The sequence below is a fragment of the Paenalcaligenes sp. DL 309 genome, from assembly GCF_057475285.1.
Window position 1 is genome coordinate 1 of record NZ_JBYBKW010000018.1, and the last position, 13,678, is coordinate 13,678.

The window sequence follows — 13,678 nt, forward strand, 5'->3', positions numbered from 1 at the left end:
AGTTAAGGCTAGGTTGTTAAGCTACTTAACACTTTCGCAGCCTCTTTCTTGGTAGCGATCCGAGCTTCACGCGGGAGACGCTAGATAACTGAGTTGTTAAGTTACTTAACAGATTAGCGGAACAGGGTTTTGTTAAGCCACTTAACAGTTTTTTCAAATCACAGAGTTGTTAAGCTACTTAACACATCCATCAATACAGAATTAGTGAGTGACTGAGTATTTTCAGTTAAGGCTGGGTTGTTAAGTAACTTAACACTTTTCTACACCCATTAAACCCCCCCTAATTAAATTACTAGGGGCTTAGTGGAGGTGAGGGCTTAGTCTGAGCCTTCTTGATTAATTTTAGGAAAATTCATCAGCGCTTCGCTTAGATACTTTTGTATTTCAACTTTATCGGGGCTGGTCTCTTTCCCAAGGTCAAAGATAATTGAGTCGTTTTGTATTTTGGTTTTGAATACAACCTTACCCCCTTTATTTGAAAAAACTAAAGAGTCATCTTTAGGTTTAAATGGTGTTCTTCCAATAAATTTACCCTTGACCCACGATGCAATTCCTGTCACTGGAGAGCCATTGAGTGCTCTAGAAACGCCTTTGGTCATGTGTTCAATTAGCTTGGAGTTTGGCTCTTCACCTTCTGGCGTAAGCTCTTTGATCAAGTCTCTTAGCTCAATAGCAATCACATAATTAAACAAATCGGGTTTTTTATCTAAGACCGCCAAAACCTCTTTGGGTAGGGCTGTAAAACTTAAGCACTGGGAAACTCTTGCTCTACTAATTCCAAGGCTCTTTGCTAAAGCAGATTGATTAGGCACTGCGTTTGAGTCTAATAGACGTTGGTAAGCAAGGGCTCTTTCGTAGTCTGAAGTAGGGAGATTGGAGTCGTTATCATCTATCGCTAAAATCTGAGCTTCGCCGAAAGTGATATTTTTAACATGACATCGAACTGACTCCCATCTCAAGTGTTTGGCAGCTCTGAATCGGTGGTTTCCACCGATAATTTCATACATAGAGTCATTTGAATCATCGACGGGTCGAACTATTATTGCGTTCATTTGACCGTACTGATCAAATTTCTCTGCTAGAGATAAGACATGCTCTTCGTTGATGCGTAATCGTGGCTGTAGTTTAGCATTTTCTCGAATTTTACTAACAGGAATTAATGCTTCAAATTCTGAAGTGTCAGAGTGAGAACTTGAGGCTGTTGGATGGCTATGCTCGTCATGATTTTTTGATTCTAAAAACTCGTTAGGCTTTATATAAGCGTCGTCAGCTTTTGTATTCTTAGGGTTTTCTTCAGGGGTTCCTCGAACGCTGGTAGCTGCGAGAAAGGCATTACCTAAATCGGTAGGGCCTATTGATTTATCCATAGGACCTACTAATTCGTCAATACTAGCTCTACTCCTAGTTCTTCTGGGTTCGAATGGCTTTTTCATTCTAGGCGTAGGCGTGTCTTTATTGTCGGGTTTCTTTTGGCTCATAGCTGGTCCGTCAATTTATAGTGATTATCTTTACCCCTTATCTTTACCTCGAATCTCTCAATTAAGAATTGGGCTAGATCCATCATATCTTTAGCCCCAAGAGATGTAGGCTGTCTTTCAACACCTGGAAGGTTTTCTGCTGGAGCAAGTTCAGTCAAACTAAATTGACGAGTAAATGCTGGAGAGTGGGGAATAGGGTGAGGGTAGAGCTGAACAGAGAATTCCTGCTTGAGTCTTCTTAGACCCATAATGGCTTCTTTTGACCTTCTAAAAGCATTTGCGATGACAAAAGAGCTAACTCTTTCTTTCGTTTCACTTCTTTGCTCATTTATTAAATAGAGAATACCCGATAGCACTCGTAATGCTTTGATGCTCTGACCGTCCGTAGTCACAGGCGTTATTATCTCTTTATCTACTGCATTAATAACTATCTCAGTGAGTCTAGAGGTGGATGGTGCTGTATCAATAACAATCACTTCATACTTAGAGAAGAAGTCTCTATTTCTTTCAAGAAATAAAGTGAATGCGTTATCAACCACTGACATTCGATCCATCCAAGAGATTGAAGTCGCTAAAGTGATATCTGCTGGAAGTAAATCAAGCATATTCCCAGGATAGATGGACTTCACTGCTTCTTCTAGATCAACATCTTGCCCTTCTACTTGTTGTTTTAAAAGATGACCGATATGGATTATGTCTTCTATTGCCGTATCCACGCCCATAATCTCTGAGGCTGACCCTTGGGGGTCTGTGTCGATAAGTAAGGTCTTATGGCCATGCAGAGCGAAGCTTACTGCTAAGTTTGAGGCGAGTGTTGTCTTACCTACACCGCCTTTACTTGTATGCGAAACAATAATAGCGGGTAGTTCCTTTTCAGGAGCAGGGCTATTTTCATCAATCCCTAACTCAGCTAAACGTAGTTTACGAATGTCCTCAGGCGTATAGGTAAGGTATCTACCTTCTGTTCTAGTTTTGTAAGCAAAGAAATCTCTAAACTCTCTAGGAGTTCCTGAGAAGCCCGCTAGGTCTTGTGCCATGCGAGCTTTTACCCCAAAATCCCTGGGATAATTTAGAGCTGGTTCAGATGAATTTTGATTGTGATCGGTCATAGCGACATAAACCTTCAAAGCTGATTAGATCTCAAATCATAATCGCAAGCCGAGGCTTTTGCAACACTGTCAGCAATATTCATCTTAAATTCAAATACTATTCCGCTAAAATTTTAATTAATTTTAATATTTTTAGCGGCATAGATTATGCTCTTATAGTTCCTTGGTGGAAACTCATAGTTCACATTATCTAATATCTTTTTTACTATGTGAAAAGTGTATTGGCGCAATCAATGCCTTGTTGATGAAAAGTTACATCATGGGTAACTAATACTCTCTTGCTTTATGAGTAAAAAAGGTATAATTTATACTCATGATCCATTTTGAATTTGATCCCGCTAAAAGCCAAAAGAACCTTGAAAAACACGGTATCGACTTTCAAGGGGCGCAGCGTTTGTGGAGTGATCCAAACCTGTTAGAAATCGTGGCAAAATCAGACGATGAACCCCGTTTTCTTATGATTGGACTTATTGATGATAAGCACTGGTCAGCGGTGGTGACGCTTCGAAATGGAGCCATTCGCCTCATCTCAGTTAGGCGATCACGTAGGAAGGAGGTAGAAATCTATGAAAGCTAAAGACTTTGATGCCAAATTTGATGAAGGCGTAGAAGATATACTGGACGACCTAGACTTATCGACGGCTCGTCGCGTCAATCAAGACACGAAACGCGTGAATGTGGATTTTCCCGCATGGGTGGTGGATTCGCTTGACCGTGAAGCCGCACGGATTGGCGTCACACGGCAGTCCATTATTAAGGTCTGGTTAGTGGAACGACTAAAAGAAGAAGCCAATAGCCCATTACCTGCCTAACGAGTCAAACTTAAAACTAAAAATGCCCTTTGCTTGACCATAATTGATCAACAAAGGGCGTTGTAGGTAATTTGTAATTAGAGACTCAGAGACACGTTTAATGCTCGCCGGCCACACTATCTCTCACTAACATCAATATTCCTATAAATTGTCGCTCGACTCACTTCGTAGCGTTTAGCTATATCTACGACTCTGATTGAAGGGTCACGCAGAAGCGCTCTAATTTCTTTCTTTTGCTGCTCATTAAGTTTAGACGGACGACCTCCCACTCTGCCTCGTGCTCGTGCTGCTTTTAAACCAGCATGTGTACGTTCACGGATTACATTGCGCTCAAATTCGGCCATTGCTGCAAAGACGTGAAACATCAGTTTCCCTGTAGCACTCTTTGTCTCTATCTTTTCCGTTAGGCTTTCAAAGCCAATCCCTTTGCTTTCCAATTCTGTAATAGTACTTACCAGGTCATGCAAGGTTCGACTCAATCTATCCATCCGCCAAACGACCAGCGTATCCCCTTTTCTTAAAGAGCGTAGACAAAACTCAAACTCGGTACGTTGTACGTCTTTACCGCTGGCTTTGTCTTTGTAAATGGTTTCACACCCTGAAGCGGTTAAAGCATCAAGTTGTAAGCTTAAATCTTGGTCGTCTGTGCTGACCCTGGCATAGCCGATTCTTTTTGAGTTTTGAGACATGGTTTAAGATACTTTGATTATGAGATGAGTTAAGCTACAGATTAATGCATAAAAAGAGCCCTGTGAAGGGCTTTATTAATTTGTCTCATAAACGACCGTTTTTGATAAGTCTCTGCGAGGGGAAAATAGTTAGGAACTAAAAAACATTCACATATCAAGAAGACTTTCGTTGCTATTGTATTAGTGATTGGGATTAGTTTTTAAGTACTTTTCAAGATATAACAGCGAGACAGAAAGGTGCTATACAGAATGCTAGTAAAGGGAAAGCATCTGCTCAGTACTCTCTTTAGACTGGATGGACTTCGGAGGTCAATGAGGTAGCTACACTGAATCCATGGTGAAATATTTGTTCAGACACACTTATAAAACAGATCATCAAGAGGTTAATTATCAAAAAACGAAAGAACCAATTGATGAGCAACGTGCTGTGCTAGATTAAACAGAAGAATTTAAACTTGAAGGCAGGTGCTTTGGTAGAGATCCCAATGATGCGAACCAGGTTACCCTAAGTAAATACTATCATAATCTGACACCGTGATAAGTCACGCTACTATAGCGCCTTAAAGTGTGTCCGGTTTCATTAAACCACTACAGGTTAGTCAGATATTATTATTTAGAAGTCACTGGTTTGATCAAAAGTCTATCAAGGCGCCATCTTCGGGAATCTCAACCTTATCTTGAATGTTGTTTTCTTCTACATATTTCTTCAGCTCTTCACGGCTCAGGGCCATATGGTTGATGGCATCCATGTGGGTAGCAACTATAGTGGCGTTCGGAGCAGCTTGAACGGCGCGCAGTACATCTTCTTTACCCATGATGATGGATGCGTCAAAGCCGTTCAGCATCGCATAACCCGCATTTAGCACGATTACTTGAGGCTCGTATTCAGCCAGCGCCTGATCAACTTCATCACGCCAGATGGTATCCCCTGCAAGATAGAGTGTTTTGTGACCGGGGGCCTGAAAAACCACACCCATGGCATCACCTAGGAGAGTTGCCACTTCAGACAATGCGTACATGTTATCTGTACCGTGCTGGCCGCCAGTTTTGCTCAGGGTCACCCCGCCGAACTCAGCCTTGTCAGATAGTACTCGGACATTGGTGAAGCCCTGCGAACGAATAAGAGTGGCATCGGCCTGATGCTGTGTATACAACGGAATGTCCTTGGGCAGGAACTCCTGCGCAGCATCATCCCAGTGGTCCAGATGCGTATGAGTGACGATGACCGCATCGACTCCAGCGAGTACTTCTTGTTCCGACATTGGCAGATCTACCAAGGGATTTCGTAACTCGCTACGGTAGCTTCCTTTAAAGCCGGGGTAAGTGCCTTTCTTTGACAGCATCGGGTCGATCAGGAAAGTTGTATCTGCGTAGGTGACTTTTACTGTGGCATTGCGAATCTGTTGCAGTTGCACAGCTTCTTGGGCCGCTTGTGAAACATCGATCGCAGTTGTCTGGGCAAATGCAACGCCGGAGGCAAGGCTGATTGCCAAAGCAAGGGAGCTCGCGAGAATCTTAATGGACATGTGTACAACTCCAAATACGTTATTGGTTAATAATAGTGCTCAGTCTAAAACGTACATCGTATGTGCAAAAGTGGCCTATATGACAATAATCAATATAATCGGGCCAATAACTAATTGCAGAGGTATTTATGAGTGATGTAGAGATTGCCGTGCTTGCTTTTGAGGGCATAAGCTTGTTTCATTTTTCTGTACCGGGGCTGGTGTTCGGTACGAGTGAAAACCCACCCGGATCCCCGCGTTACAATCTGACCTACTGCACGCTAACCCCTGGCTCTGTTAGCAGTGATCAGGGCGTGGTGATTGAGGTGCGCGATGGGTTGGAGGCCATGGAACAGGCCGATATCATCATAATTCCTGCATGGAAAAATGCTGAGTTGCCTGCACCCGCCGAGTTGATTTCAGCGTTACAACTCGCCCATGCTCAGGGCTCACTGATTGTGGGTTTGTGTCTGGGGGCTTTTGTGTTGGGTGATGCTGGGCTGCTCGATGGAAGAGAAGCGACCACCCACTGGGCAGTACGTGACATGTTTGCGCAGCGTTTTCCACAGGCTGTGTTTCGTCCAGATGTGTTGTATGTGGCTGATGACAACATTATCACCTCGGCTGGAACCGTTGCTGCCATTGATTGCTGCCTGCACTTGATCCGGCAACGCCACGGCTTTGAAACAGCAAATCACCTTGCCCGCATGCTGGTTACCCCACCACACCGGCAAGGCGGCCAAGCCCAATACATTGAACGCCCCGTACAACAACTGTCCAGCGATAACCGCCTGCCAGACTTACTGGAATGGGCGCGTGATAAGCTATCGCAACCCTTATCGGTCGATACCTTGGCGGACGAGGCGAACATGAGTCGCCGTACCTTTACCCGACGCTTTCGGGATATGACGGGTACGACGGTGAGTCAATGGTTAAACGCTGAACGGGTCGCCAGAGCACAACACTTGCTAGAAACCACCGATTTATCGATTGAACGCATCAGCGCAGACGTTGGTTTCGGCACCGCGCTGTCATTGCGTCAGCACTTTTCCACTCAGCTGGGCACTTCGCCCTCCAATTACCGTCGCACTTTTCGTGACAGTAGGTTTGATGAGCCAGCAGATAAGGCTACTCTAATGGATTAAGTGAGAACTTACCTATCAGCGATTCACATCGACCACTATTCGGCCACAAACTTTGCCATCCAGTAATTCGTCTGAAATACAGATAGCTTCACTCAGACTACTGTAGTGGCATAGTGAATCTGGCCACCTAATTAGAGGTGCTATTATGCACCCATGAGCAATTAGGTGAATTTATGAAAACAAGACCACAACGTAATTTTAGCCCTGGGTTTCGACTCGAAGCAGCACAATTAGTTATTGATCAAAACTACACAGTTAGAGAGGCAGCGGATGCCATGAGTGTTGGTTATTCAACCATGGATAGATGGGTTCGCCAGTTACGCCAAGAGCGTAACGGTGAAACATCAAAAGCCACGCCAATGACCCCCGATCAACTCAAAATACGTGAGCTTGAAAAGCGTATTCGCCAGGTTGAAATGGAAAAAGATATATTAAAAAAGGCTACTGTAGATTCAACTGATCAATGCAACACCTATGTTAAAACATCAGTTCATAGGGATCTTTTGAGTGAAGGAGCCTCTGAAAATCTCAGCTTATTATTGAGCTTTTCAGAAAATGACTCGAAAACTCAAAAAAACAGCTAAAAAAGGCCGTTTTCGAGGTAAAACCACCTCTTTTAGCCCTTAATTCGCCGTTTTGGCGGATTAAGGGCGCACTAACCCTAAGCCAGCAAGTATTTCCTACCGATCATGAGGTTCGTTAGCCCCGCCAGCAGGCACAAACGGTTATGGTTTTTATCAAGCCCTTTGTAACGAACTTTGTTATAGCCAAATACGCACTTGATGTAGCGAAACGGATGCTCAACTTTAGCGCGTAGCTTGGCTTTCATTTTTTCAATTTCCTGCTCATTTTCGGTCATGGTTTTACGCTTACTGATTCGAGCACTGATCAGCCAGGCAAGATTTTTGCGCTCTTTGTTTTCCCTGCGTTTTTCAACACCTAGGTATCCTAGCATCACCAAATACACGCTTTTCTTCGCCATGTAGAAGGCTTGCAGTCATGGTTACGTCGTGCACATTGGCAGCCGTACTTTCCACGCTATGAATCATACCTGTGACATCATCCACGCCGATATGCATCTTCATGCCAAAGTGCCATTGGCTGCCTTTCTTGCTGGAATGCATTTCTGGGTCGCGCTTGCGGCTTTGATTTTTCGTTGAGCTCGGTGCGGAAATAATGCTGGCATCCACAATGGTGCCTTCGCGAAACAGCAAGCCTTGATGCTGCAAGTGCTTGTTAATTTCCTTCAGAAATAGCTTGCCCAGCCCATGCTTTTCAAGGAAGTGACGGAAGTTTAAAATTGTTGTTTCATCAGGAATACTGTCTGACAAACGCAATCCTGCAAAGCGGCGCATTGATTCAATTTCATACAGCGAATCTTCCAGAGCAGGATCGCTAAGGTTGTAGAACAACTGCAAGCAATGCACACGCAGCATCACACTGAGTGGATAAGGGGGACGCCCCATTTCACCTTTTGGGTAATGCTTAGCGGCGCGATTCTCCAAGCGCTTCCAAGGAATAATGGCATCCATTTTTTCCAAGAAAATCTCACGACGCGTCTTACGCTTTTTGTTCTGGTATTCTGCTTCGGCAAAGGTCAACTGGCTCATGATTCGGCTCACTGGGCTAAAAAAAGGTCGATGCGGCTATTATCGCAAAAAGTGGGGAGTTATTCAGAGGCTCCTAAAGAAATTAATAGCCTCGGTAAGCGAAGCTACTTCTTTTCTATTGCCATTCATGATCGACTGGTGAAGCAACCCGGATAGCATCGCATTTCTTGTTGATTCAGGAACAACACATGGACTCAAAATACCACGCGACTTGGGATAATCACCCCAATGAACGCCAAGAGCTTTCACCCCACCATTGTGCATATTTTTATGGTCGTACCAGCCAATAATAAGAGTTAGTCCGTCATCGTCATATATTTCTTTAGAATTTTTCCAATATGAAATCACGATCATTCTCCTACGCTATTTTGCGCGCATTTTTATCATGGAGAACACATAGGAGATCTGGGCGGCTCCCATTTCATTTAACTCGGTGGGGTCAAAATTCAGATTATTAGCATATGCCATTTCTAATTGTTCTACTGGCTTTTGAGAATCTTCAAATGAGGTGCCGTCTTGCCATGTAGTTTTGACTTGGACATTATCTATTTGGAAGGTGTCACCCTGATTTATTGTGAACTGAAATGTTTGAATGTTAGAAGCAATATCTAGCGCTTCAAACACCGGCGCAGCTTTGCTGCGTCCGCGTGCTTTGACTTGTTAGCAGTTGCGATATTCGCTCACCGAACTTTTGAATTGAAACATTCTTTACCAAACCATTTCGATTAACCATAAATGGAATTACCGCAACGATTGATCCCTGATCATTGACACACCAGAATAGATCGCGGTCATCGATAATTTCGTGAGAAAAACTGCTGTTCTCGTTGTGGAAAGCAGCCCTAAAGTCTTGAATGTATGTTTTTCCGAGACACAATATCAATTCTGGAGCCGCCGACTTTGCCCACTGCCGAATTTCACGGAACCGACAAGCCGAGCACCACTCAAGGTAATCAGCCTTACTCTGGAAGCCAGTAATACTTGAAAAGTTATCGTGCCACCGAGCATAACTAGTGTCTTTAAAGCCTATAGGGTACAGGTTCATTTTGAAGTAGCCGGAGCTGCCTTCAACAAATGGCTTAACTGTCTCTGCGAATTTTTTATAGTCTGAAACGGAGCCACCATTGATAGCTGAAAGTAACTTCATTACTTGCCAGTTAAAGATGTAGGCTAAATTTTCTGTCCAGTCCGTATAACCTCTTGGCGCGTAGCTCACATCCTCTTCCATGTGAGCCACTAACGCCTCTGGAGTATGACCACCACCCCACTCTATACCACATACCCAAGTGCTCGGACTTGATGGATATCCAAGATCTCCGCCATCACACCCGGAATAGCCCAGCGCCCAATTTTCAAATCTCTCTGTGATACTCATCTTTCAATCTCAGGCGTTCATCTGCTAATTTTAGGTGGTATTACCAGAGGCGAAGAACCAGCTGCGCTGCAATGACCAGTATTGGCTGCCCATTGGTGTCATAGGTATTAGACGAACTAGCGCTGACTTTAGGTTTCGCTTTATTTCCTTCAATCACCCAAGTGTTTGACGAGCTGGCACTGACCTTCGGTTTGAGCTCTTTCCCGTCCCAAACCCAGGTATTTGATGACGAAGCACTAACCTTCGGCTTAATTTCCTTGCCAGAAAGCACCCATGTATTGGATGAAGATGCCCCAGTTTTTGGTTTTAATTCTGCACCATTACAGACCCAGTTGCTTGGTAGGCTTATTTTATTTGACATGCTATTTCCTCGTGGTTGATTTCTGCTAACGCTTGAGTTAAGCCGCGCCGCGAAGCGGCGTCGGCTTGAACGAATTGTTAGACATTATTTGCCGACTACCTTGGTGATCTCGCCTTTCACGTAGTGAACAAATTCTTCCAACTGATCTGCGCGGGAGGCCAAGCGATCTTCTTCTTGTCCAAGATAAGCCTGTCTAGCTTCAAGTATGACGGGCTGATACTGGGCCGGCAGGCGCTCCATTGCCCAGTCGGCAGCGACATCCTTCGGCGCGATTTTGCCGGTTACTGCGCTGTACCAAATGCGGGACAACGTAAGCACTACATTTCGCTCATCGCCAGCCCAGTCGGGCGGCGAGTTCCATAGCGTTAAGGTTTCATTTAGCGCCTCAAATAGATCCTGTTCAGGAACCGGATCAAAGAGTTCCTCCGCCGCTGGACCTACCAAGGCAACGCTATGTTCTCTTGCTTTTGTCAGCAAGATAGCCAGATCAATGTCGATCGTGGCTGGCTCGAAGATACCTGCAAGAATGTCATTGCGCTGCCATTCTCCAAATTGCAGTTCGCGCTTAGCTGGATAACGCCACGGAATGATGTCGTCGTGCACAACAATGGTGACTTCTACAGCGCGGAGAATCTCGCTCTCTCCAGGGGAAGCCGAAGTTTCCAAAAGGTCGTTGATCAAAGCTCGCCGCGTTGTTTCATCAAGCCTTACGGTCACCGTAACCAGCAAATCAATATCACTGTGTGGCTTCAGGCCGCCATCCACTGCGGAGCCGTACAAATGTACGGCCAGCAACGTCGGTTCGAGATGGCGCTCGATGACGCCAACTACCTCTGATAGTTGAGTCGATACTTCGGCGATCACCGCTTCCCTCATGATGTTTAACGTTTGAAATAAGGGGCGCCGAGCGCAGCGAGGGGAGTTAAAAGCGTAGCTTTTAACCGTCCCGACTTGATTGAAGGGTTAGGCATTTACTATTTCACAATTCTTAAATGAGACCTACTTTTTATTTTTGCTTGTTGTGGTTGTTGTTCATTAAGAAAATGTGATTTTGCATTATTTAACAAAGTGTCGAGTTTTTCTATATACATCGAGCATAATTCCTCAATGCTTAAGTTTGCGAGTTCTGGTGCTTTTGCTGCGGGGAAATTTGTAAAATGTTGCTTTACTTCTCCCACTGAGGATGGCAGTTCAACATAATATTTCTCTGTTTTGCCATCAGATAGTTCTACCATCCATCCCGAGCCGCCCAGTTGGTCTCCGATAAAAAATGATGTGGCGCCACGTGGTGGACGACCGAACTTTTTCATATCGCCAGGTGAGAATGCGTTGATGTTGCAGCTTGTTGCTACGCTTAATTTACCTTGCTTCTCAAGCTCATTCCGGGCATCAACAAAGTAACGCATTAATGGATCAGCCTTTAGCATTTCTTGATGCGGTAAATACCATGAATCAAAGTCTAAGCCACTGACCCCCCGAAGGTTCTGCATAACAAAGGTTACCGATCTCCCGAATGCTATGAGATTTCTAAGGCCAGTATTACGCCTAGTTCGAGATGGTTCTACCAAATCAGAGAGGCCTTGTTTGGCTGTATCTAGTGTTTCTTCCACGCGCTGTAGGATTTCTTTCGTTTTATTTCTATCCGCAGTCATTGAGGCCTCGCAAATGCCTAACGTTTGAAATAAGGGGCGCCGAGCGCCAGCGAGGGGAGCCAAAAGCTTGCTTTTGGCCGTCCCGACTTGATTGAAGGGTTGGGCGATTTTGCCATTAGATTTTTTTATAAATTTAGTGTGTTTAGAATGGTGATTGCATTTTTCTTGGCTTTTATGCTTGATGTTAAATTCGACCCCAAGTTTCCTGTAAGTGCGGACACAAAAACATATTTATGTCCTGATTTGCTTATAATAAACCCTTCAAACCATCCGTTTTGTAGGGTTCTATTTGCTGTAAATCCTGCACCAGTTTTCCCATACAGTTTTGTACTATTCTCCAGATCTTGTAGATACATGTTATCTATGGTGTTTTCTATGGCTGAATTTCTAACTGGAAGATTGTGATTAATAATTTTACGCAGGAATTGAATTTGTTCTTCCGGTGAAATTTTTAAGCTACTTTCGAGCCATGCTTCTGTTAATCCGTTGTTTCTTTCTTTATCTCCAGAGAAGTCTTGATTTCCATAATCAAAATCTTTGAGATAATTTTTGATTTTATTTAATCCAATTTTTTGGGTTATTTCTTGCGAAACCCAAACAACAGAAAATTGCATCCACGTCTTTGGTGTATGATTGCTGTTCCAAATTTCCATTCCTTTTGGGATTTTATCCCATTTGAATATGGTTTTCTGATCTATTATTTCCGCATCAAATGCCATAAGTGATAATGCGATCTTGAAAGTTGAATCTGGTGCCATTTGCGCTGCGCACTTTGCTTTATTGAATTGAGCAATTTCAGCGTTTGTGGATGCATCGTAAAGTAAAAAACAACCTTCAGTTCCTTCAAATAATTGAGATGCAACAGTAGAGATATCTGTTGATGCACTGGCGCTGCTGTAGATAATATTTGCAATTATTAAAAAAATAGCGAAGTTGATATGTATTGTGTTTTTCATAATAAGTATTGGTTTGGTAAAGGGCTTAATTTTAACGGCTGACAATTAATGAGGCTCCGGGTTCGCCCAACGTTTGAAATAAGGGGCGGGACAAAGCGCTAGCTTTGGACTGTCCCTGTTGATTGAAGGGTTAGGCCGAGATTCTTTCATTTCTTGCGCCTATTTGCGTTATTGATAAATTATTTCATTAAAACTAGCTGTGTTTTCATTGCACATTCATTGGGATGTGATCAATTTCGATGTCTTTTCTCTGCGCGTCTTTTGCTGAAAATATCACAGGTTCATAGAAATCTCCAATATCTACGTTTCTTCCAACATAATTTCCGTTGTGGTCGAAGTAATATTCAGATGGACCCGAAGCCAAAACGCGAGCGAATGGACCGCGGACAACGTAGTATGTTGAACCGTGAAACATTATAAGTTGAGCTGCCTGCAAAGCCGGATTCCAGCGTCGAAAATCCTGAATATTCTTAATATCGCGAGGTGGCCGAAGGTGGCTGTAATGTACTGCATCGTAAATTCGCAGGGACGAAATTAAAATAAACAGTAGTCCGCACCCGCAAAGAATCCACCGAAGGACGCAATAGATGTTTTGTTTGACTGCACTCATGCGAAGCGGCCTAACTTTGTTTTAGGGCGACTGCCCTGCTGCGTAACATCGTTGCTGCTCCATAACATCAAACATCGACCCACGGCGTAACGCGCTTGCTGCTTGGATGCCCGAGGCATAGACTGTACAAAAAAACAGTCATAACAAGCCATGAAAACCGCCACTGCGCCGTTACCACCGCTGCGTTCGGTCAAGGTTCTGGACCAGTTGCGTGAGCGCATACGCTACTTGCATTACAGCTTACGAACCGAACAGGCTTATGTCCACTGGGTTCGTGCCTTCATCCGTTTCCACGGTGTGCGTCACCCGGCAACCTTGGGCAGCAGCGAAGTCGAGGCATTTCTGTCCTGGCTGGCGAACGAGCGCAAGGTTTCGG

General features: G+C 44.1%; 16 protein-coding genes and 1 pseudogene. 5 read left to right on the plus strand and 12 right to left on the minus strand.

The window, feature by feature from the left end:
- Nucleotides 1-317: 317 nt before the first annotated feature.
- Together AC2UZJ_RS12070 and AC2UZJ_RS12075 are read right to left on the minus strand one after the other, a co-directional pair.
- Complete coding sequence (locus AC2UZJ_RS12070) at nucleotides 318-1,478, minus strand: ParB/RepB/Spo0J family partition protein (protein WP_486950403.1); 1,161 nt, start codon at nucleotides 1,476-1,478, stop codon at nucleotides 318-320.
- Nucleotides 1,475-2,587, minus strand: a complete 1,113-nt coding sequence (locus AC2UZJ_RS12075; RefSeq protein WP_486950404.1) for a ParA family protein — start codon at nucleotides 2,585-2,587, stop codon at nucleotides 1,475-1,477. The genes AC2UZJ_RS12070 and AC2UZJ_RS12075 overlap by 4 nt, the downstream gene beginning before the upstream one ends.
- Nucleotides 2,588-2,900: 313 nt before the next feature.
- Between AC2UZJ_RS12075 and AC2UZJ_RS12080 the strand changes: the two genes are divergently transcribed.
- Complete coding sequence (locus tag AC2UZJ_RS12080) at nucleotides 2,901-3,164, plus strand: BrnT family toxin (protein ID WP_486950405.1); 264 nt, start codon at nucleotides 2,901-2,903, stop codon at nucleotides 3,162-3,164.
- Nucleotides 3,154-3,399, plus strand: a complete 246-nt coding sequence (gene brnA / locus AC2UZJ_RS12085) for a type II toxin-antitoxin system BrnA family antitoxin (protein WP_486950406.1) — start codon at nucleotides 3,154-3,156, stop codon at nucleotides 3,397-3,399. Before AC2UZJ_RS12080 ends, brnA begins: the two co-directional genes overlap by 11 nt.
- Before the next feature lie 116 nt (nucleotides 3,400-3,515).
- Here brnA and AC2UZJ_RS12090 read toward each other — a convergent pair whose 3' ends face one another.
- The gene (locus AC2UZJ_RS12090; protein ID WP_486950407.1) at nucleotides 3,516-4,088 is read right to left on the minus strand and encodes a recombinase family protein; all 573 of its coding nucleotides are present in this window, start codon (nucleotides 4,086-4,088) and stop codon (nucleotides 3,516-3,518) included.
- 632 nt (nucleotides 4,089-4,720) lie between these two features.
- On the minus strand, nucleotides 4,721-5,614 hold the full coding sequence (locus AC2UZJ_RS12095) for an MBL fold metallo-hydrolase (protein WP_486950408.1): 894 nt from the start codon (nucleotides 5,612-5,614) through the stop codon (nucleotides 4,721-4,723).
- A 128-nt stretch (nucleotides 5,615-5,742) separates the two neighbouring features.
- Here AC2UZJ_RS12095 and AC2UZJ_RS12100 point away from each other — a divergent pair, with 128 nt between their 5' ends.
- The gene (locus tag AC2UZJ_RS12100; protein WP_151185822.1) at nucleotides 5,743-6,738 is read left to right on the plus strand and encodes a GlxA family transcriptional regulator; all 996 of its coding nucleotides are present in this window, start codon (nucleotides 5,743-5,745) and stop codon (nucleotides 6,736-6,738) included.
- Nucleotides 6,739-6,911: 173 nt separating this feature from the next.
- Nucleotides 6,912-7,178 (plus strand): annotated as a pseudogene (locus AC2UZJ_RS12105) (transposase); the annotation flags it as partial.
- 221 nt (nucleotides 7,179-7,399) lie between these two features.
- On the opposite strand, the gene AC2UZJ_RS12110 reads toward AC2UZJ_RS12105, so the two are convergent.
- From AC2UZJ_RS12110 to AC2UZJ_RS12145, 8 genes are all read right to left on the minus strand, one after another.
- Nucleotides 7,400-8,348, minus strand: a protein-coding gene (locus AC2UZJ_RS12110) for an IS5 family transposase (protein ID WP_486950409.1) whose coding sequence is annotated in 2 segments (ribosomal slippage) — nucleotides 7,400-7,687 and nucleotides 7,689-8,348 — 948 coding nt in all. Because the reading frame shifts where the segments join, the coding sequence is not laid out codon by codon here.
- A gap of 63 nt (nucleotides 8,349-8,411) precedes the next feature.
- The gene (locus AC2UZJ_RS12115; RefSeq protein ID WP_486950410.1) at nucleotides 8,412-8,696 is read right to left on the minus strand and encodes a hypothetical protein; all 285 of its coding nucleotides are present in this window, start codon (nucleotides 8,694-8,696) and stop codon (nucleotides 8,412-8,414) included.
- A 15-nt stretch (nucleotides 8,697-8,711) separates the two neighbouring features.
- Entirely contained in the window at nucleotides 8,712-8,972 is a 261-nt protein-coding gene (locus tag AC2UZJ_RS12120) for a hypothetical protein (RefSeq protein WP_486950411.1), read from the minus strand.
- Nucleotides 8,965-9,723 carry a hypothetical protein gene (locus tag AC2UZJ_RS12125; protein ID WP_486950412.1) on the minus strand — a complete coding sequence of 253 codons (759 nt, stop codon included), beginning with the start codon at nucleotides 9,721-9,723 and terminating at the stop codon, nucleotides 8,965-8,967. The genes AC2UZJ_RS12120 and AC2UZJ_RS12125 overlap by 8 nt, the downstream gene beginning before the upstream one ends.
- 40 nt (nucleotides 9,724-9,763) lie before the next feature.
- Nucleotides 9,764-10,084 carry a hypothetical protein gene (locus AC2UZJ_RS12130; protein ID WP_486950413.1) on the minus strand — a complete coding sequence of 107 codons (321 nt, stop codon included), beginning with the start codon at nucleotides 10,082-10,084 and terminating at the stop codon, nucleotides 9,764-9,766.
- A gap of 84 nt (nucleotides 10,085-10,168) precedes the next feature.
- Nucleotides 10,169-10,960 carry an ANT(3'')-Ia family aminoglycoside nucleotidyltransferase AadA1 gene (gene aadA1, locus AC2UZJ_RS12135; RefSeq protein WP_001206316.1) on the minus strand — a complete coding sequence of 264 codons (792 nt, stop codon included), beginning with the start codon at nucleotides 10,958-10,960 and terminating at the stop codon, nucleotides 10,169-10,171.
- Between the two features lie 98 nt (nucleotides 10,961-11,058).
- On the minus strand, nucleotides 11,059-11,736 hold the full coding sequence (locus tag AC2UZJ_RS12140; RefSeq protein ID WP_486950414.1) for a hypothetical protein: 678 nt from the start codon (nucleotides 11,734-11,736) through the stop codon (nucleotides 11,059-11,061).
- 125 nt (nucleotides 11,737-11,861) lie between these two features.
- Nucleotides 11,862-12,692 carry an OXA-1 family class D beta-lactamase OXA-392 gene (locus AC2UZJ_RS12145; RefSeq protein ID WP_032490448.1) on the minus strand — a complete coding sequence of 277 codons (831 nt, stop codon included), beginning with the start codon at nucleotides 12,690-12,692 and terminating at the stop codon, nucleotides 11,862-11,864.
- Nucleotides 12,693-13,452: 760 nt separating this feature from the next.
- Between AC2UZJ_RS12145 and AC2UZJ_RS12150 the strand changes: the two genes are divergently transcribed.
- The coding region (locus tag AC2UZJ_RS12150; protein WP_047682859.1) for a phage integrase N-terminal SAM-like domain-containing protein at nucleotides 13,453-13,678 on the plus strand (226 nt) is incomplete at its 3' end.